Origin of the sequence: Lysobacter ciconiae (assembly GCF_015209725.1) — a bacterium.
Classification (GTDB): domain Bacteria; phylum Pseudomonadota; class Gammaproteobacteria; order Xanthomonadales; family Xanthomonadaceae; genus Novilysobacter; species Novilysobacter ciconiae.
Genome location: NZ_CP063656.1, coordinates 456587 through 474955, shown reverse-complemented (window position 1 = coordinate 474955; position 18369 = coordinate 456587). Strand labels below are relative to the sequence as shown.

The 18369-nt window shown below is 68.4% G+C and carries 14 protein-coding genes; 7 read left to right on the top strand and 7 right to left on the bottom strand.

Annotated elements, in window-relative coordinates; genetic code table 11:
- Positions 1 to 52: 52 nt before the first annotated feature.
- Both INQ41_RS02125 and INQ41_RS02120 read right to left on the bottom strand, forming a co-directional pair.
- Positions 53 to 484 (bottom strand): DNA polymerase III subunit chi, encoded by a 432-nt coding sequence (locus INQ41_RS02125; protein ID WP_193985844.1) that lies wholly within the window; start codon positions 482 to 484, stop codon positions 53 to 55.
- A 9-nt stretch (positions 485 to 493) separates the two neighbouring features.
- On the bottom strand, positions 494 to 1996 hold the full coding sequence (locus INQ41_RS02120) for a leucyl aminopeptidase (protein WP_193985843.1): 1503 nt from the start codon (positions 1994 to 1996) through the stop codon (positions 494 to 496).
- A gap of 182 nt (positions 1997 to 2178) precedes the next feature.
- Here INQ41_RS02120 and lptF point away from each other — a divergent pair, with 182 nt between their 5' ends.
- Positions 2179 to 3279: an LPS export ABC transporter permease LptF gene (gene lptF, locus INQ41_RS02115; protein WP_193985841.1), complete on the top strand. Its 1101-nt coding sequence runs from the start codon at positions 2179 to 2181 to the stop codon at positions 3277 to 3279.
- Positions 3276 to 4388: an LPS export ABC transporter permease LptG gene (lptG, locus tag INQ41_RS02110; RefSeq protein WP_193985839.1), complete on the top strand. Its 1113-nt coding sequence runs from the start codon at positions 3276 to 3278 to the stop codon at positions 4386 to 4388. Before lptF ends, lptG begins: the two co-directional genes overlap by 4 nt.
- Before the next feature lie 23 nt (positions 4389 to 4411).
- Here the strand turns inward: lptG and INQ41_RS02105 are convergent, their stop codons facing one another.
- Positions 4412 to 4885, bottom strand: a complete 474-nt coding sequence (locus tag INQ41_RS02105) for an RDD family protein (protein WP_193985837.1) — start codon at positions 4883 to 4885, stop codon at positions 4412 to 4414.
- A gap of 85 nt (positions 4886 to 4970) precedes the next feature.
- Between INQ41_RS02105 and xerD the strand changes: the two genes are divergently transcribed.
- A complete protein-coding gene (gene xerD / locus INQ41_RS02100) occupies positions 4971 to 5954 on the top strand; it encodes a site-specific tyrosine recombinase XerD (RefSeq protein ID WP_193985835.1) in 984 nt (327 codons plus the stop codon).
- A 97-nt stretch (positions 5955 to 6051) separates the two neighbouring features.
- On the opposite strand, the gene INQ41_RS02095 is transcribed toward xerD, so the two are convergent.
- Positions 6052 to 7944: an ABC-F family ATP-binding cassette domain-containing protein gene (locus tag INQ41_RS02095; protein WP_193985833.1), complete on the bottom strand. Its 1893-nt coding sequence runs from the start codon at positions 7942 to 7944 to the stop codon at positions 6052 to 6054.
- 170 nt (positions 7945 to 8114) lie between these two features.
- On the opposite strand from INQ41_RS02095, the gene ybaL reads away from it, so the two are divergent.
- Together ybaL and INQ41_RS02085 are read left to right on the top strand one after the other, a co-directional pair.
- Positions 8115 to 9818, top strand: coding sequence for a YbaL family putative K(+) efflux transporter (ybaL, locus tag INQ41_RS02090; protein WP_193985825.1), 1704 nt, complete (start codon positions 8115 to 8117; stop codon positions 9816 to 9818).
- Between the two features lie 149 nt (positions 9819 to 9967).
- Positions 9968 to 12376, top strand: coding sequence for a TonB-dependent receptor plug domain-containing protein (locus INQ41_RS02085; RefSeq protein ID WP_193985823.1), 2409 nt, complete (start codon positions 9968 to 9970; stop codon positions 12374 to 12376).
- Between the two features lie 125 nt (positions 12377 to 12501).
- Here INQ41_RS02085 and clpB read toward each other — a convergent pair whose 3' ends face one another.
- The gene (clpB, locus tag INQ41_RS02080; protein WP_193985821.1) at positions 12502 to 15087 is read right to left on the bottom strand and encodes an ATP-dependent chaperone ClpB; all 2586 of its coding nucleotides are present in this window, start codon (positions 15085 to 15087) and stop codon (positions 12502 to 12504) included.
- 144 nt (positions 15088 to 15231) lie between these two features.
- On the opposite strand from clpB, the gene INQ41_RS02075 reads away from it, so the two are divergent.
- Positions 15232 to 15528, top strand: a complete 297-nt coding sequence (locus tag INQ41_RS02075; RefSeq protein ID WP_193985819.1) for a DUF4298 domain-containing protein — start codon at positions 15232 to 15234, stop codon at positions 15526 to 15528.
- A 36-nt stretch (positions 15529 to 15564) separates the two neighbouring features.
- Here the strand turns inward: INQ41_RS02075 and pgeF are convergent, their stop codons facing one another.
- Together pgeF and rluD are read right to left on the bottom strand one after the other, a co-directional pair.
- Positions 15565 to 16392, bottom strand: coding sequence for a peptidoglycan editing factor PgeF (gene pgeF, locus INQ41_RS02070; RefSeq protein ID WP_193985817.1), 828 nt, complete (start codon positions 16390 to 16392; stop codon positions 15565 to 15567).
- Positions 16393 to 17367 carry a 23S rRNA pseudouridine(1911/1915/1917) synthase RluD gene (gene rluD / locus INQ41_RS02065; RefSeq protein WP_193985815.1) on the bottom strand — a complete coding sequence of 325 codons (975 nt, stop codon included), beginning with the start codon at positions 17365 to 17367 and terminating at the stop codon, positions 16393 to 16395. It abuts the gene before it with no gap.
- Between the two features lie 80 nt (positions 17368 to 17447).
- On the opposite strand from rluD, the gene INQ41_RS02060 reads away from it, so the two are divergent.
- The gene (locus INQ41_RS02060) at positions 17448 to 18293 is read left to right on the top strand and encodes an outer membrane protein assembly factor BamD (protein ID WP_193985813.1); all 846 of its coding nucleotides are present in this window, start codon (positions 17448 to 17450) and stop codon (positions 18291 to 18293) included.
- Positions 18294 to 18369: the final 76 nt, after the last annotated feature.

The following is an 18369-nucleotide window of genomic DNA, read 5'->3' as shown; positions in this document are numbered from 1 at the left end:
GGGATCGTCGCGGAAAAAGGAACACAGGCACCCGTGGACCGGGCGCCATCGGCTACATGTCGTGCTTGTTGAGGGTGAAGCCGCGGTCCTTGTACTGGACCCAGCGCTGGCGCAGCGGGCCGCGTGCGGAATCGTCGGCGGGCACCACCTCCAGCACGCGCTCGAACGCGCCATCCACCGCCGCGTCGCGCAGGTTGATCACCAGCGGACGCAGGGCCACGTCGTGCTCGGGCGTGGCGATCAGGACCTCGATTTCCTCATCGTCGCCCTCCTCCATGTCCGGATCGACGATCTGGTGCGGGATGAAGGCGTCCGGATCGAAGGACCACAGCAGGTCGTCGAGCTTCTCGGCCTGGGCGGCATCGCGCGCGAGCACGATGCACGCCTGCCCCGCCTGCTGGGCCTTGCGGGCCAGTTCGCAGACCAGCAGCAGCGGCTCCTCGCGGAACCGCGGCTTCTGGATCAGGTAGAAATCGGCACGCACGGTCGGCGCTTACTGCGCGGCGCGGTCGATCAGCCACTGGCTGAGCAGGCCGACCGGGCGACCGGTGGACATGCCGCGCTTGCCTTCCTCGCTGCCGCTGCCGGCGATGTCCAGGTGCGCCCAGCGCTGGTCCTCGGTGAACCGCGACAGGAAGCAGCCGGCAGTGATCGCGCCGCCCCAGCGGCCGCCGATGTTGTAGACGTCGGCGAAGCTGGACTCCAGCATGGTCTGGTACTCGTCCCACAGCGGCAGGCGCCAGGCGCGGTCGTAGGTCTTCTCGCCGGCCGCCAGCAACTCCTCGGCCAGGTCGTCGGTCTTGGTCATCAGCCCGCTGGCATATTTGCCCAGCGCGACCATGCACGCCCCGGTCAGGGTGGCGACGTCGACCAGCGCGACCGGCTCGAATTTCTTCGACCAGGTCAGCGCATCGCACAGCACCAGGCGACCCTCGGCGTCGGTGTTGCCGACCTCGATGGTCGTGCCCGACATGCTGGTCAGCACGTCCGAAGGACGGTAGGCGTCGGCGTCGGGCATGTTCTCCACGGCGGCCACGATCACCACCAGGTTGATCTTCAGCTTCATGCCGACCACGGCGACAAAGGTGCCCATCACGCTGGCGCCGCCGCACATGTCGAACTTCATCTCCTCGATGCCGCCCTGGACCTTGAGGTTGATGCCGCCGGTGTCGAAGGTCAGGCCCTTGCCGACCAGCACGTAGGGCTTGCTGTCGTCGCCGGCGCCGTTGTACTTCATCGCGATCAGGCGTGGGCGGTTGGCCGAGCCGCGGGCGACGGCGAGCAGCGAGCCCATGCCGAGCTTCTCCATGTCCGTGTCTTCGAGCACCTCGCAGGACGTGTCACCGGAGCGACCGGCGAACTCGACCGCCTGGTCGGCCAGGTACGCCGGGTTGCACACGTTGGGCGGCAGGTTGCCCAGCTCGCGCGCAAACGCGACGCCGGCGGCGATCGAGGCGCCGTGCTCCAGCGCCTGGGAGGCATCGGCCATGCCCGAGGGCACGCTGACCGAGACCCGGCGCAGGCCCGGCTCACCGGCCTTGGCCTTGTTCTTCTCGCCCAGGGTGGCGGTGTAGGTGTAGCAGGCGTGGTCGGCGGCAATCACCGCGTGACGCACGGCCCAGGCGCCATCGCGGCCCTTGATCCGGGCATCGGCAAAGGCGAACACGGCATGCTCGACCGGCCCGGTCGTCAGCGCCCGCGCGGCGGCGTCGACCGCCTTGAGGTACTGCGCCGCGTCGAGCTTGTCGGCATCGCCCAGGCCGACGATCAGCACGCGCGGTGCGGTCACGCCGTCCAGGTCGTGGACGATGGCGGTCTTGCCGATCTTGCCACTGGCGTCGCCGCGCTCCACGAGCGCCTTCAGGCGGCCGTTGGTCGCGCTGTCGAGCGCGGAGCCGGCGGCGTTCAGGGTTTTGTTGGCGTAAGCGCCAACGACGATGCAGTCCGCCTTTACAGTGGCGAGCTCACCATGGTTCAGGTCGAATTCGAGGGCCATACAGCAACTTCCGGGAAGTGGGAGGGAGCGTTCGCGCTGTCGCGGCGGCGGAAAGCGCCGATCCGGGCGACAATACCGGCCGGTTCGACCAGGCTGGAAGCGAGCGAACGAACCTGCAAGTCTAAAGCAAGCCCTGTCCTATTAAAAAAAGCGCCGCGTGGCGCGCACGTCCAAGGCCTCCGATGCTCAAGCTCGACCGATACCTGCTGAGCGAACTCGCCCAATCCACCTTTGCCACGCTGGTGGTGTTGCTCGTCGTCAGCGTCGGCGGCGTGATCACCGACGTGCTCAAGGACATCGCTTCCGGGCGATTGCCGGCGGGGCTGATGCTCAGCCAGCTGGGCCTGGTCCTGCTGAGCTGGCTACCCCTGATCCTGCCCTTGGCGCTGATGCTGGGGATGATGCTCGGCATCGGCCGGCTCTACCGCGACTCGGAAATGCCGGTGATCCACGCGATGGGCGTCGGCCCGGTCCGCCTGTTGCGTCCGGTCATGGCGCTGGTGCTGCCGGTCGTGGTGATCGTGGCGCTGTGCTCGCTGTGGCTGGGGCCGACGGCGGAGCGGATATCGCGGCAGATGATCAACGAAGCCAACCGCAACCTGGTCATCTCCGGCCTGTCGCCGGGCAGCTTCACCGAGATTCCCGGCGGCGGCGGTGTGGTCTATGTCGGCTCGATGTCCGGTGATGGCACCCGTTTCCACCGCATCTTCATCTACCGCAAGAACGAGGGCCGGCTGGACGTCACCACCGCCAACACCGGCTCGCTGAGCGTGGAGGACGACGGGGAGCGCTACCTCACCCTGGACAACGGCTTCCAGGTCGAGGGACCGGTGGATGGCGGCAAGGACTACCGCCTGATGCGCTACGCCAGCAACGACGTGCGCCTGCCGGCCGGCAAGGAGCGCTACGACCCCAATGACCCGCGGACGATGCCCACGCTGGAGTTGCTGGGCGATCCGCGCCGGGCCTCCATCGCCCAGTTGCACGGTCGCCTGGCACCGCCGCTGCTGACATTGGCGTTCGCGTTGCTGGCGGTGCCGCTGGCGCGCAGCACCCCGCGCCAGGCCCGCTTTGGCGGCGCGATGATGGGCTTCTTCGCCTACCTGATCGGCATGAACCTGATGCAGGTCGGCCAGGGCTGGCTGGGCAGCGGACGCATTCCGCCGGCGCTCGGACTGTGGTGGCTGGTATTGCCGCTGCTGGCTGCGGGCGTGTGGATGTACGTCAAGGACGGGGCGATCGCCATTCCCCGCCTGCGCCTGCGCAAGGCGGCAGCGCCATGAGGGGCCGCGCGGTGAGTTTCCCGAAGATCCACGACCTGTACCTGGCACGCACCGTGCTGACCACTGTGATGCTGACCTGGGCGGTGCTGCTCGGCCTGGACATGATGCTGTCGATGGTCAGCGAGTTCGGCAATGTCGGCGAGGGCAGCTACGGCGTCGTCCAGGCGCTGACCTACGTGCTCTACACCGTCCCGCGCCACGCCTACACGCTGTTTCCGACCGCGGCCGTGATCGGTGCCCTGATGGCGCTGGGGCAACTGGCGGCCACCTCGGAGCTCACTGCGCTGCGCGCCATCGGGCTTTCCCGCCGGCGCATGACCCTGGCGGTGATGATCGCTCTCTCCCTGCTGACCGCGCTGATGGTGATCAATGGCGAAACGCTGGCACCGATGGGCCAGCGCAGCGCGGATGTCCTCAAGGCCTCGTCGCGGTCGAACAACCTGATCGTTGCGCGCTATTCGGGCGTGTGGGCGCGCGAGGGCGCCATCATCCTCAACGCCGAGGGCGGCGAGGAGCGCAGCGACGGCGACGACCGCTGGCTGGAGCTCAGTGACGTGCGCCTGTACGAATTCGAAGACGACGGCCGGCTGCAGTCGCTGGCGGTGGCCAAGATCGCCGAGCATCGCCCCGGCGGCTGGCTGCTGCGCGAGGTCACCCGCACCACCTTTGACGCCGACTCGGTGACGCGCACCCAGGTCGCCGAGGAGCGCTGGGACTCGCAGCTGGACGCCACCGCGCTGAGCGCCGACATCGACCGTCCGCGCTATCTGACCGCCCGCGAACTGCACGAATCGGTCGCCTACCGCCAGCGCAACGGCCTGGACGCCAGCGACTACGAAGAGCATTACTGGGGCCGCTGGTTCTACCCCCTCAACGTGCTGGCGCTGTGCCTGGCGGCGATCCCGTTCGCCTTCGGCAGCCTGCGCAGCGGCGGCCTGGGCAAGCGGCTGTTCATCGGGATCGTGTTCGCGCTGGGCTTCTGGCTGCTGCAGACCCAGTTCGTGAAGATGGCCAGCGCGTTCAAGTTCGACTTCCGCGTCGCGTACGCCTTGCCCACGGTGATCATGGTCGGCGTGTCGATGCTGCTGTTCCGCAAGCGCTCGGGCTGAGCGCCGGTTCAGTCGGCCTTTGCTCAGTCGGCCTTTGCCAGGCGCCGCATCCGGGTGCCGCTGGCGCGGTCGTGCCAGGTCAGGCCATCGCGGTCCCACCACGCCCACCAGAATCCGAGCCCGCCCAGCAACAGCGACAGATTGCCGACCGCGTAGCGGACCAGCAGCGCACGCCACGACGGCACGCCTCCGTCCGCCCCGACCACCTGCAGGCGCCAGGGCCGCATCCCCAGCGTCTGGCCGCCGAAGCGCCAACTGGCCATGCTGTAACCCGCGGTGACCAGCCACAGCGCAATGAACTCCAGCGAGCCGAGCAAGCCACCGGTGATCGCATCGTGGTGGGCGGCGACAAACATCGCCGCGACCAGCAGCCACAGGCCCAGCGCCGGGAAGAAGTCGTACACCAGCGCGAGCAGTCGCCAGCCCAGCAACGGCGAGGCGGAGTGCGTCGCTGGATGCCGCGGGGCGCGGGAGGACGGGGCGGGCGCTGGATTCATCGGCACGGCATCGGGGGTATCGCTTGTCGGCAAGCCCGCGAATTCTAGGCCACGCCGCCGCGGACCGCTCCGCTAAGCTGCCCGCATGAGCGACCCGACACTTCCCGCCACGCCGACCACGCCGACCACGCCTGCCGAGCGCCGGCAGGTGGCCATGGCGCAGCCGCCACTGGCAGACGCCGATGCGCTGCTGATCGAATCGTTCCTGGAGGCGATCTGGGCCGAAAACGGCCTCGCCAAACCGACTTTGGCCAGCTACCGACGGGACCTGCAGGGGTTCGCCCGCTGGCACAACGGCCGCGCCGGGGGCCTGGGCGGCACCGATCCCGCGGCGCTCTACGACTACCTGCAATGGCGCAGCCGCCAGCGCTACTCGCCGCGCAGCACCGCGCGCCTGCTGTCGAGCCTGCGCGCCTTCCATGCCTGGCAGGTCCGCCGCGGCGCGCGGCGCGACGACCCCACCGCGCTGCTGGAACCACCGCGCCTGCCACGCCTGCTGCCCAAGGCGCTCAGCGAGAGCCAGGTCGAGGCCCTGCTGGCCGCGCCCGATGACAGCACCGACCTCGGCCTGCGCGACCGGGCGATGCTGGAACTCATGTACGCCTGCGGGCTGCGCGCGAGCGAACTGACGGACCTGTCGATGGGCGCAGTCAACCTTCGCCAGGGCGTGTTGCGGGTCACAGGCAAGGGCAATCGCGACCGCCTGGTGCCGCTGGGCGATGAGGCCCGGCACTGGGTGGAGCGTTATCTCGCCGAGGCGCGCCCGCGCCTGGCCGGCGGCGCGGTCCGCGATGCGGTCTTCATCGACGGCTCCGCCGAAGCGCTGTCGCGGCAGCAGCTGTGGCAGCTGGTCAAGCGCTACGCCACCGGTGCCGGCATTGATCCACAAAAGATCAGCCCGCACGGCCTGCGCCACAGCTTCGCCACCCACCTGCTCAACCACGGCGCGGATCTGCGCACCCTGCAGATGCTGCTGGGCCACAGCTCGCTGTCCACGACCCAGATCTACACCCTGGTGGCGCGCGAGAAGCTCAAGCAACTGCACGCCAACCACCATCCGCGAGGCTGAGCGCGAGGGCCGCGGCTGCCTAATGTGCGTCGGTACCAGGCCCGGACGGGCTTCCGCGATACGGTTACGTCCGCAAGGCTCGCACGAGCGCCGGGACTCAGGCCGCGTCTTCCTCGTAGAGCTCCAGCAGCTTGGCCTCCGCGGCATCCAGTTCGCCCTGCAGCTGCGCCTGCTCACGCCCCAGTTCGACCGCCTGCGCGCCGCCGTCGGCGTACACCGACGGGTCGGCGAGACGGGCCTCCAGTTTCGCCAGACGCGCTTCGAGCTCGCCGACCCGCTCCTCCGCCCGCGCCAGCTTGTGGGCGTTGGCTTTGCCGCGACGCGGCTTTGCCGGGGCGGCAGCAGGCGCGGACGTCACCTCAGGTGCGACACCAACCTTCTTTTCGCGCGCCTTGCCATCATTGGAACTGTCGCGCGAGCGCAGCCAGACCGCGTACGCATCCAGGTCGCCATCGAATTCCTGCGCAGTGCCGTCGGCCACGCGCCAGAACGTGTCGCAGACCAGGCCGATCAGGTGGCGATCGTGGCTGACCAGCACGATCGCGCCTTCAAATACCGCCAGCGCTTCCGCCAGGGCCTCGCGCATGTCGAGGTCCAGATGGTTGGTGGGCTCGTCGAGCAGCAGCACGTTGGGCTGCCGCCACGCGATCAGGGCCAGCGCCAGCCGCGCGCGCTCGCCGCCGGAGAAGGTGTCCACCGACTCGAAGGCGCGATCGCCGGGGAAATTCCACTTGCCCAGGAAATCGCGCAGCTGCTGGGTGGACACGCCTGGCGCGATGTCGGCCAGGTGGTCGATGGCGCTGGTACCGGCGCGCAGGGATTCTACGGTGTGCTGGGCGAAGTAGCCGATGCGCAGGTCCGGATGGCCGCTGCGCTCGCCCGCCAGCAGGGGCAGCTCGCCGACCAGGGTCTTGACCAGCGTCGACTTGCCGGCGCCGTTGGGGCCCAGCAGCGCGATCCGGTCGCCGGCCTCCAGGATGAAGCCGATGTCGTGCAGGATCGTCGCCGGCCCCGATGCGGTGCTGTAGCCGCAATCGGCATGGGTGATGCGCAGCAGGGCGTAGGGCAGCTTGGCCGGCGCCGGAAATTCGATGCGGAACGCGCGCTCGACGCGCACCGCTTCCGTGTCGGCCATCTTGGCCAGGCGCTTGACCCGCGACTGTGCCTGCTTGGCCTTGGCGGCGCTGGCGCTGAAGCGGTCGACGAAGCTCTGCAGGTGGGCGCGCTCCGCCTGGGTCTTCTCGTGGGTGATCTGCTGCAGCCGCAGATGCTCGGCGCGCTGGCGCTCGAAGGCCGTGTAGTTGCCGGTATACAGGCGCGCGCTGCCGTCGTGCAGGTGCAGCGTGTGGCTGGTGACCTCGTCGAGGAACTCGCGGTCATGGCTGATCAGCAGCAGCGTGCCGGGGTAGTGCAGCAGCCACTGCTCCAGCCACAGCACCGCGTCCAGGTCCAGATGGTTGGTCGGCTCGTCCAGCAGCAGCAGGTCGCTGGGGGTCATCAGCGCGCGGGCCAGGTTGAGCCGCACGCGCCAGCCGCCGGAGAAGGTGCTCACCGCCCGTGAGTGGGCCTCGGCGGCAAAGCCCAGCCCGTGCAGCAGCTTGCCGGCGCGCGCGCTGGCGTCGTAGCCATTGAGTTCTTCCAGGCGCTGGTGCGCCTCGGCGACGGCTTCCCAGTCCTCGCTGGCGAAGGCATTGGCCTCGGCCTGGATCGCCGCATGCACCGGCGCGTCGCCGGAGAGGACAAAGTCGATCGCGGCATCGGGCAGCGACGGCGTCTCCTGGGCGACGCTCGCGACACGCACCCGCCCGGGAATGTCCAGATCGCCGCGATCGGCCTCCAGCTCGCCCTGCATCGCGGCGAACAGCGAGGACTTGCCGGTGCCGTTGCGGCCGATCACGCCCACCCGCCACCCGGCCTGCAGGACCAGGTCGACTTTGGACAACAGCAGGCGCTCGCCGCGGCGAAGGGCGAAATCTTTGAAGGCAATCATCGCGGCATTGTACGTGGGCGCCGCCCGCGGCAACGGGCGCGCGGGTCCGGGTCAGCACGCGCGGGCCGATGCATTCAGCCGCCGGGCACGCACCGTCGCACGCGACCATCGCGCTTGTGGATGCACAGTGGCACCGACATGATCGACTCCCGAACGCGCACGGACCGGCGATGCCCCACGAAACCGACCTGATCAACATCATTGCCGTGGGCTTGCTGCTGGCGTTCGTGTTCGGCGCGCTGGCCAACCGCTTGCGGCTTTCGCCGCTGGTCGGCTACCTCGCCGCCGGCATCGTGGCCGGGCCATTCACCCCCGGCTTCGTCGGCGACCAGGACCTGGCCGCGCAGCTGGCCGAGATCGGCGTGATGCTGCTGATGTTCGGGGTCGGGCTGCACTTCTCGATCAAGGACCTGATGGCGGTGAAGTGGATCGCCATCCCGGGCGCGCTGGCGCAGACCACGGTCGCCACGCTGCTCGGTTGGGGACTGGCCTCGTGGATGGGCTGGTCGACCGTGCACGGGCTGGTGTTCGGCTTCTCGCTGGCCACCGCCAGTACCGTCGTGCTGCTGCGGGCGATGGAGGACCGCCGCCTGCTGGACACCAACCGCGGCCGCATCGCGGTGGGCTGGCTGATCGTCGAGGACCTGCTTTGCGTGGTCGCCCTGGTGCTGATGCCGGTGCTGGGCGAGATCACCAACCCCAGCCCCGGCGGCGAGGTCCACACCTTCGGGTCGATCGTGGTCTCGATGGTGCTGACGGTGATGCAGGTGTCGGCCTTCGTCGCCGTGATGCTGGTGGTCGGGCGCCGGGTGATTCCGTGGGTGCTGGAGCGCACGGCGGGCACCGGGTCGCGTGAGCTGTTCACGCTGGCGGTACTGTCCATCGCGCTGGGCGTCGCTTACGGCTCGGCGGAGCTGTTCGGGGTGTCGTTCGCGCTGGGCGCGTTCTTCGCCGGGCTGCTGCTCAACGAGTCGGAGTTCAGCCACAAGGCGGCCAGTGACTCGCTGCCGCTGCGCGATGCCTTCGCGGTGCTGTTCTTCGTCTCGGTGGGCATGCTGTTCGACCCGCGGATTCTGGTGGAACAGCCGCTGCATGTGCTGGCCACGGTGCTGATCATCCTGTTCGGCAAATCCGCGGCGGCGTACGTCATCGTGCGCGCGTTCGGCTACCCCAACATCACCGCGCTGACCATTTCCGCCAGCCTGGCCCAGATCGGCGAGTTCGCCTTTATCATCGCTGGCCTGGGCGTGGCGCTGGGGATCATGAATGACGAGGCGCAGGACCTGGTACTGGCCGGGGCGCTGATCACGATCATGCTCAACCCGCTGATTTTCGTGCTGGTGGATCGCTGGCAGGCGCGCAACGAACAGCGCGGGGCCGAGCAGGGAGCGCCGGTACCCACGGCCGGTCCCGCGCTGGAGCTGGACAACCACGCGATCGTGATCGGCTTCGGTCGGGTCGGCCGCGAGCTGGTCAAGCTGCTGCGAGAAAACGACGTGCCGGTGCTGGTGATCGACGACAGCGGCCATCACGTCGACCGCGCGCACGCGATGGGCATCCCGGCGATCCGCGGCAACGCCGCCGCCGACCTGGTGCTGGCCGAGGCACACCCCGAAAACGCGACCATCGCGATCCTCGCCATTCCGCAACCGCTGGAGGCCGGCGAGACCATGGCCAAGTTGCGCGCGATCAACCCCTCGCTGACCCTGTTGGCACGCGCGCACAGCGACGGCGAAGTGCAACACCTGCTTGCCCACGGCGCGGACGGGGTGGTGCTGGCCGAGCGCGAACTGGCCCACAGCCTGGCGGAGATGGTGATGGCCACGCCTCCCTACCGCGGTGCAAACCATCTCCCTCGCGTCGCAAGCGACTGAGAAACGGGCGGGTGCCCATTCATCTTGCGGGCAGCCCGTCGTTGCACGCGTGTTCACCCGGCATTCCATGCGGATGGTTTGACCGGAGCGCTAAAATTGCGTTAATAGGGAGGACGCCGTGCATACGGCCAAATCCGGAAAAGTCCCCCATGACGCCCCGACGCCTTCCCCTCGCCATTGCACTGGCCATCGCTGCGCCCGTCGCCTTCGCGCAGACCGCCCCGGCTCCCAAAACCCCCACCACGCTCGATCAGATCATCGTCACCGGCACCCGGGTCACCGACCGCACGGTCGCCGAGTCGCAGTCGCCGATCGACATCATCACCCCCGAGATCCTGCAGGCCACGGGCACCACCGAGCTGGCGACGGCGCTCGCGCGCGCCCTTCCCTCGCTCAACTTCCCGCGTCCGGCGGTGACAGACGGCACCAGCGCGATCCGTCCAGCGCAGTTGCGCGGCCTCTCGCCCGACCAGGTGCTGGTGCTGGTCAACGGCAAGCGCCGCCACGTATCCGCCCTGCTCAACGTCAACGGCAGCATCGGCCGCGGGTCGTCGGCGGTGGACCTCAACGCGATCCCGGTCGCGGCGATCGCGCGCGTGGAAGTGCTGCGTGACGGCGCATCCGCCCAGTACGGGTCGGATGCGATCGCCGGCGTGGTCAACATCGTTCTCAAGGGCAGCGAAGGCGGCGGCGGACTGGCGGTGGACTTCGGCCGCTACTCGGCTGGCGACGGCTCGCAGTTCCAGATCTCCGGCGACACCGGCGCGCGCTTCTCCCAAGACCGCGGGTTCGTGCACGTCGCAGGGCAGCTGGGCCAGCAGGAGGCCACCAACCGCGCCGGACCGTTCCAGCCCTACTCGCCGACGGCGCTGCCCAACCAGGGCAACAACCCCGGGCTGGGCGAGGTGGCCTACATGTACGGCGATCCGCAGGTCGACTCGCGCGTGGTCTCGGCCAACGCCGGCTTCGATTTCAGCGACAACGTCAGCGCCTACGCCACCGCGGCGGCCAGCAATCGGGACATCACCTCGTACGCCTTCCACCGCTCGCGCAACCACAGCGGCCAGGGCGCGCTGATCTCGCAGTTCTTTGACGCCGGTTACGTGCCGGAAATCGCGATGCTCTCGCAGGACCGGTCGCTGGTCGCCGGCCTCAAAGGCGGCACCGATAGCGGCTGGACGTGGGACGTCAGCTACAACTACGGCTACAACCACATCGATTTCCAGACCCGCAACACGCTCAACTACAGCCTGGGCAGCGCCAGCCCGACCCGGTTCTACGACGGCGCGCTGGAGTACACCCAGAACGTCGCCAACGCCGATGTCACCAGGACCCTGGACTGGGGAATGCAGTACCCGGCGACGCTGTCGTTTGGCGCCGAGTACCGGCGCGAGAAGTGGAACCAGTCACCCGGCGAGCCCAACTCCTATGCCAACGGCGGCGCACAGGGCTTCCAGGGTTTCACGCCGCAGAACTCCGGCCATTTCGATCGCGACAGCTACGCGGCCTACATCGGCCTGGAGGCGGATTTCACCGACAAGTTCTCCGCCGGCATCGCCGGGCGCTACGAGGACTACAGCGATTTCGGCAGCGAGACGTCCGGCAAACTCTCGGCGCGCTATGCCTTCACCGACGCGGTGGCGCTGCGCGGCACGGTGGCCAGCGGATTCCGCGCGCCGTCTTTGTCGCAGCAGCACTACCAGGTGGTGACCTCCAACTACAACGGGGCGCTGGACCGATTCTTTGATTCCGGGACCTTCCCCGCCAGCAGCGCCGCGGCGCGTGCCCTCGGCGCGGAGCCGCTGCAGGCCGAGACCTCGCTGTCCTACAGCCTGGGCTTGGTGCTGCAGCCGATCGATCAGTTGTACGTCACCGTCGACGCCTACCAGATCGAAATCGACGACCGCATCGTGCTCTCGTCCAACCTGCCGCTGGGCTCCAACGCCGCCGCGCAGGCACTGCTGGCAAGCCTCGGGATCAACGGCGTGACCGCCGCGCGGTACTTCAACAACGCGATCGACACGCGCACCCGCGGCGTGGACGTGATCGGCAGCTATGGCATTCCGCTGCAGACCGGCAAGCTCACCCTCACCGCCGGCTACAACTACAACAAGACAGAGATCACCCGCGTGGCGCCCAACCCGGCCGTGCTCACCGCCCTGGACGCGGATTTCTATCGCGTCGGCCGCGACGAGCAGGGCCGGATCGAGGAAGGGTTCCCGCGCGACAAGACCACCCTCAGCGGCGCGTGGAACCTGGACCGCTGGGACTTCGTGCTGGGTGCCACGCGCTACGGTGAGTTCACCACCCGCGTCGGCGAGACGGGCAACCCGGACTTCGACCAGACCTACGGCGCCATCTGGACGGTGGACGCCTCGGCCAGCTTCAAGCCCAGCCAGGGCTGGGCGCTGACGGTGGGTGCCGACAACCTGCTCAACGAGTATCCCGACCGCACGATCGCGCCCAACGCCAACCACAACCAGTTCCCCTACAGCAGCCAGTCGCCGAGCGGCTTCAACGGCGCATTCGTCTACGGCCGCATCGCCTACAAGTGGTAAGCACCTTCGCTGTGTAGCCGGCGCCGGCCCGGCCCGGAGCGATAAAAAAAGAGCCCCGCGCTTGCGGGGCTCTTTCCATTTCGGTCAAGCGGCTTGCAGTGGACGCGGTTCAGTCCGGCTGCGCGTCAGGACTTCTTGAACACCAGATGCCCGCGCTCGGCATCGACGTGGATCGTCTCGCCGCTGAGGAACTCGCCCGACAGGATCCTGCTCGCCAGCGGGTTCTCCAGTTGCTGCTGGATTGCGCGCTTCAGCGGCCGCGCCCCGTACACCGGGTCAAAGCCGACATCGGCCAGCAGGGCCAACGCACTGTCGGACAACTCCAGGGCCAGGCCGCGTTCTGCCAGGCGCTTGTCCAGGCCGTGCAGCTGGATCTTGGCGATCTCGCGGATCTGCTGCTTGTCCAGCGAATGGAAAACGACGATGTCGTCCAGCCGGTTGATGAACTCCGGCCGGAAGTGGCTCTGCACCACGCCCATCACTGCGGCCTTCATCTGGGTGTAGCTCTCGGGTGAGTCATCACCGTCCATCTCTTGGATCATCTGGCTGCCCAGGTTGGAGGTCATCACGATCACCGTGTTGCGGAAGTCGACCGTGCGGCCCTGGCCGTCGGTCAGGCGACCATCGTCAAGCACCTGCAGCAGGATGTTGAAGACGTCCGGATGCGCCTTCTCCACCTCGTCGAGCAGGATCACGCTGTAGGGCCGGCGGCGGACGGCCTCTGTCAGGTAGCCGCCCTCCTCGTAACCGACATAGCCCGGGGGCGCGCCGACCAGCCGGCTGACCGCGTGCTTCTCCATGAACTCGCTCATGTCGATGCGGATCATCGCCTCGGTGCTGTCAAACAGGAACTCCGCCAGCGCCTTGCACAGCTCGGTCTTGCCCACGCCGGTGGGTCCGAGGAACAGGAACGAGCCGCTGGGGCGGTTGGGGTCGGACAGCCCGGCGCGCGAGCGGCGCACCGAATCGGAGACGACCTTGATCGCCTCGTCCTGGCCGATGACGCGCCTGTGCAGCAGGTCCTCCATCTGCAGCAGCTTCTCGCGCTCGCCCTCGAGCATTTTCGAGACGGGAATGCCGGTCCAGCGGCTGACGACCTCGGCGATTTCCTCGTCGGTGACCTTGTCCTGCAGCAGGGTGAAGCCCTTGGTCTCGGCTTCGTGCGCGGCCTGCGCCTGCTTCTCCAGCTCGGGCAGGCGGCCGTACTGGATCTCGCTCATGCGACCGTAGTCCTGCGCGCGCTGCGCGGCCTCCAGCTCCAGCTTGGCGGCCTCAATCTTCTCCTTGATCTTCGTCGCGCCCTGCAGGGTGGCCTTCTCGGCCTTCCAGACCTCTTCCAGATCGTTGAACTCGCGCTCAAGCACGGCGATCTCGTCCTGCAGGTCGGCCAGGCGCTGCTTGCTGGCCTCGTCCTTCTCCTTCTTCAGCGCCTCGCGCTGGATCTTCAGCTGGATCAGGCGGCGCTCCTTGCGGTCCAGTTCCTCGGGCTTGGAGTCGATCTCCATGCGGATCCGGCTGGCGGCCTCGTCCATCAGGTCGATCGCCTTGTCGGGCAACTGGCGGTCGGCGATGTAGCGGTGGCTCAGGGTGGCGGCGGCGACGATAGCCGGGTCGGTGATCTCCACGCCGTGGTGGACCGCGTAGCGCTCCTTCAGACCGCGCAGGATCGCGATGGTGTCCTCCACGCTGGGCTCGCCGACCAGCACCTTCTGGAAGCGGCGCTCCAGCGCGGCATCCTTCTCGATGTACTGGCGGTACTCGTCCAGCGTGGTCGCGCCGATGCAGTGCAGCTCGCCACGCGCCAGCGCCGGCTTGAGCATGTTGCCGGCGTCCATCGAACCCTCGGCCTTGCCGGCGCCGACCACGGTGTGCAGCTCGTCGATGAACAGGATCACCTGGCCCTCGCTCTTGGCCAGGTCGCTGAGCACGCCCTTGAGGCGCTCCTCGAACTCGCCGCGGAACTTCGCCCCGGCGATCAGCGAGCCCATGTCCAGCGACAGCAGGCGACGTCCGCGCAGCCCTTCGGGCACCTCGTTGTTGATGATCCGCTGGGCCAGGCCTTCGGCGATCGCGGTCTTGCCCACGCCGGGCTCGCCGATCAGCACCGGATTGTTCTTGGTCCGGCGCTGCAGCACCTGGATGGTGCGACGGATTTCCTCGTCGCGCCCGATCACCGGGTCGAGCTTGCCCGACTCGGCCAGCGCGGTGAGGTCGACGGTGTATTTCTCCAGCGCCTGGCGCTGGTCCTCGGCGTTTTCCGACTGCACGGCCTCACCTCCACGAATCCTGTCGATCGCCGCCTCCAGGCGGGACTTGTCCGCGCCGGCGGCCTTCAGCGCGCGGCCGGCTTCTCCACCATCCTCCAACGCGGCCAGCACGAACAGCTCGGTGGCGATGAAGCCGTCGCCGCGCTGCTGGGCGTACTTGTCGGCCAGGTTGAGCAGGCGCGAGAGATCGTTGCCGACACTGACGTTGCCGGCTTGGCCGGACACCGTGGGCAGTTTTTGCAGCGCCTCGCCGAGGCGCTCGCGCAGCAACGGCATGTTCACGCCCGCCTGCGACAGCAACGGGCGCGTGCTGCCATCCTTCTGGTCGACCAGCGCCGTCAGCAGGTGCACCGGTTCGATCACGCTGTGGTCGCGCCCGACCGCCATCGATTGCGCGTCCGCAAGCGCCTGCTGGAAGCGCGATGTGAGCTTGTCCATCCGCATGTCGTGTCCTCGAAATTCAGGGCGACCGCGCCGGGTCGCGATACCCAAGACATGTGGTTTATGGACGCCAGTTCAAGATGCCCGCGGCTGTTTGCACGCCGGTCATCGCCGTTGCGCCATGATCCCCAAAAAAGAGAACGCCACATGCCCCAATACGATCCCCAGGCAATGCAGCAGAAGTACGAGCGATGGCGCCAACTGCACCGGCAGCAGGAAGAGGCGCAACAGCAGTGGCTGGAGGCGCAGGCCCTGCTGCACGAACTGCAGGCGTACTACCAGAGCCCGCAGTGGCGCGAGGACCACGCCAACAACGTGCCCCTCGAGTGCCACGGCGAGTACAGCATCCTCAGCGAGGACACCCTGTGGGACGTGCTGGTGGATCGCGACGAAGTGGCGAAACGCTGGATGCGACTGGGGCTGAACGCGTTCGACGGCAAATAGCGGCTTCGATCCGCACCCGCCTGCTTTCGAGCGGGTTCAGGAATCGGGCTGGAGCCAGACGAGCGACGCCATCCGCCCGGTGCGCTGGTCGCGGCGGTGCGAGTAGAAGCGCGCCGGGTCGGCGATCGTGCACAGCCCGCCGCCAAAGATGCGCTCGGCCGCCAGTCCCGCCTGCCCCAGCCGCCGACGCGCCAACGCGTACAGGTCGACATTCCAGTGTCCGGGACGGGTGGCGATGAAGGCGTTCTCCGCCCAGCGGTCGCGAGAGACAAACGCATCGCGGACCTCGGTACCTACCTCGTAGTGCTGCGGACCGGCGGCCGGTCCCAGCCAGGCGATCAGGCGCTTCGGCGACGTCGCCATCGCGTTCACGGTGGCTTCCAGCACGCCACCGGCCAGGCCCCGCCAGCCGGCGTGGGCGGCGCCCACCTCGCTGCCGTCATCGGCGCACAACAGCACCGGCAGGCAATCGGCCGTGAGGATGGCCAGCACCGTGCCGGGCACGGACGTCACCGCGGCGTCGGCTTCCGGCTCGTTGGATGCTTCAACCTGAGCGCCACCGCTCGACGGTCCGTTGCCCGTCGACGCCGTTGAAGCGGCATGGCTCCCTGCCGCGCGAAACACCCCCGCGCCATGCACCTGCCGCAACCACACCGGAGCCGAGGGCAGCCCCGCGACGCCGACCAGCGCCGCCCGGTTGGCGTCCACCGCCGCGGGATCGTCGCCATCGGCGGCATAGCGGTTGCCCAGGTTGAACCGCTCGAACGGCGCCACCGACACACCCGCGCCGTAACGCAGCGTGGTGAGCCCGTGCACCCCGCGCGGCGCGGGCCAGTCAGCGGACAGTAGGGGCGAGGCGCCCACTCAGCGCGCTCGCTCGATGGCCTCGGCGGTGTCGTCGCGCAGAGCAGTCACCAGGGCCTGCATGTCCGCCGGCATCGGCGCGCTGCAGCGCACTGCCTCGCCGGTCACCGGATGGACGAACTCCAGCGTCTCGGCGTGCAGGGCCTGACGCCTGAACCCCTTCAGCGCGGTCACCAGCGCCACATTCGCGCCACGCGGCAGTTTCAAGGACCCGCCGTACAGCGGATCGCCGATGATCGGGTGCTTGAGGTGGGCCATGTGCACGCGGATCTGATGGGTGCGGCCCGTTTCCAGCCGGCACTCCAGCAGGGTGTGTGCGCGGAAGCGCTCGCGCAGGCGGAAGTGGGTGATCGCGTCGCGACCGTCCTCGCGCACCGCCATGCGGATGCGGTCACGCGGGTGGCGATCGATCGGCGCCTTGGCGGTGCCGCCCGACACCAGCGCACCCGACACCACGGCCAGGTACTGGCGATAGACCTCGCGCGATGACAGTTGCTCGACCAGCGCGGTGTGGGCCACCAGCGTGCGCGCCACCACCATCACCCCGGAGGTGTCCTTGTCGAGGCGATGGACGATGCCGGCGCGCGGCAGCGCGTTCAGGTCGGGCTGGCGGTACAGCAGCGCGTTGACCAGCGTCCCGTCCGGATTGCCGGCGCCGGGATGCACCACCAGGCCGGCGGGCTTGTCGATCACGATCACGTGCTCGTCCTCGAACAGGACGTCCAGCGGAATGTCCTCCGGCTCCGAGCGCGTCTGCACGTCCGGCGTCACGTTCAGGCTGACCAGCTCGCCGCCGTGCACCGGGTCGCGCGGGCGCACGGCGTTGCCGTCCAGCAGCACTTCCCCGGACTTGATCCAGGTGGAGAGACGCGAGCGCGAATAGGACGGGAACAGTTCCGCCACCACGGCATCGAAGCGGCGTCCCGCGGCGGCGGCGGGCACGGTGGCCTGGAGGGCGATGTCGGGTTGGCTCATTGGCAGGACACGGTTAAGGGCACACGGCGCGGGACTGCTATTATCGGCGCTTCGTGCCCCCGGCGCCCGTGATATCGACCATGACCCATCGTTATGCCCCCCTCCGCGTGCTGCCGCTGCTGCTGATCGTCGCTTTCATCGGCCCCGGCTGCTCCATGTTCAAGAAGAAAGACACCACTCCGGAGGCCGCGCCGGTGGAGGAGCTGTACGAGAAGGGCCACGCCGCCATGAAGCGCGGCAACTGGTCGGCCGGTGCCGACAACTTCAAGGGCCTGGTCGCCCAGTACCCGTACGGTGCCTACACCGAGCAGGCGCTGATCGAGACCGCCTACGCGCAGTACAAGGCCGGCAATCACGAGGAAGCGATCAGCAGCATCGACCGCTTCATCCGTACCTACCCGACGCACCGCAACATCGCCTACCTGTACTACCTGCGCGGGCTGGTGAACTCCAGCCGCGACACCGTATTCCTGCAGAAGGTCTGGAAGCTCGATCCCAGCCGCCGCGACCTGGCCACCCCGCACCAGGCCTACAACGACTTCTCCATCGTCGTGGAGCGCTACCCCAACAGCCTCTACGCCGCCGACGCGCGCGAGCGCATGGCCGAGCTGCAGAACACCTTCGCCCGGCATGAGCTGGAAGTCTCGCTGTACAACCTGCGCCGCACGGCCTACGTCGCGGCGGTGGAACGTGCGACCTACCTGCTGGAGACCTACCCCGACAGCAAATACCAGAACGACGCGATCGCCGCGCTCGCCGCTGCGTACACGGGCCTGGGCAATGAGACCCTGGCCGCGGACACCCGCGCACGCCTGCAGAAGGCCGATCCGGGGCACCCGTACCTGGCCGGCAACTGGCCGAAGTACCCCGGCGACTGGCGCAAGCTCAACCCGTTTGCGCGCGAGAAGTCGGCGCTGGATTACTGACCGGCGAACCCTGGTTCGCGCAGCATCTGCCGTACGGTGAAACGCCGCCTCCGGGCGGCGTTTTGCTGTGCGCAGA

Coding starts and splice junctions, on each gene's coding strand:
- INQ41_RS02120 (WP_193985843.1), bottom strand. CDS start 1,996: ATGGCCCTCGAATTCGACCTGAACCATGGTGAGCTCGCCACTGTAAAG.
- lptF (WP_193985841.1), top strand. CDS start 2,179: ATGCTCAAGCTCGACCGATACCTGCTGAGCGAACTCGCCCAATCCACC.
- lptG (WP_193985839.1), top strand. CDS start 3,276: ATGAGGGGCCGCGCGGTGAGTTTCCCGAAGATCCACGACCTGTACCTG.
- INQ41_RS02105 (WP_193985837.1), bottom strand. CDS start 4,885: ATGAATCCAGCGCCCGCCCCGTCCTCCCGCGCCCCGCGGCATCCAGCG.
- xerD (WP_193985835.1), top strand. CDS start 4,971: ATGAGCGACCCGACACTTCCCGCCACGCCGACCACGCCGACCACGCCT.
- INQ41_RS02095 (WP_193985833.1), bottom strand. CDS start 7,944: ATGATTGCCTTCAAAGATTTCGCCCTTCGCCGCGGCGAGCGCCTGCTG.
- ybaL (WP_193985825.1), top strand. CDS start 8,115: ATGCCCCACGAAACCGACCTGATCAACATCATTGCCGTGGGCTTGCTG.
- INQ41_RS02085 (WP_193985823.1), top strand. CDS start 9,968: ATGACGCCCCGACGCCTTCCCCTCGCCATTGCACTGGCCATCGCTGCG.
- clpB (WP_193985821.1), bottom strand. CDS start 15,087: ATGCGGATGGACAAGCTCACATCGCGCTTCCAGCAGGCGCTTGCGGAC.
- INQ41_RS02075 (WP_193985819.1), top strand. CDS start 15,232: ATGCCCCAATACGATCCCCAGGCAATGCAGCAGAAGTACGAGCGATGG.
- rluD (WP_193985815.1), bottom strand. CDS start 17,367: ATGAGCCAACCCGACATCGCCCTCCAGGCCACCGTGCCCGCCGCCGCC.
- INQ41_RS02060 (WP_193985813.1), top strand. CDS start 17,448: ATGACCCATCGTTATGCCCCCCTCCGCGTGCTGCCGCTGCTGCTGATC.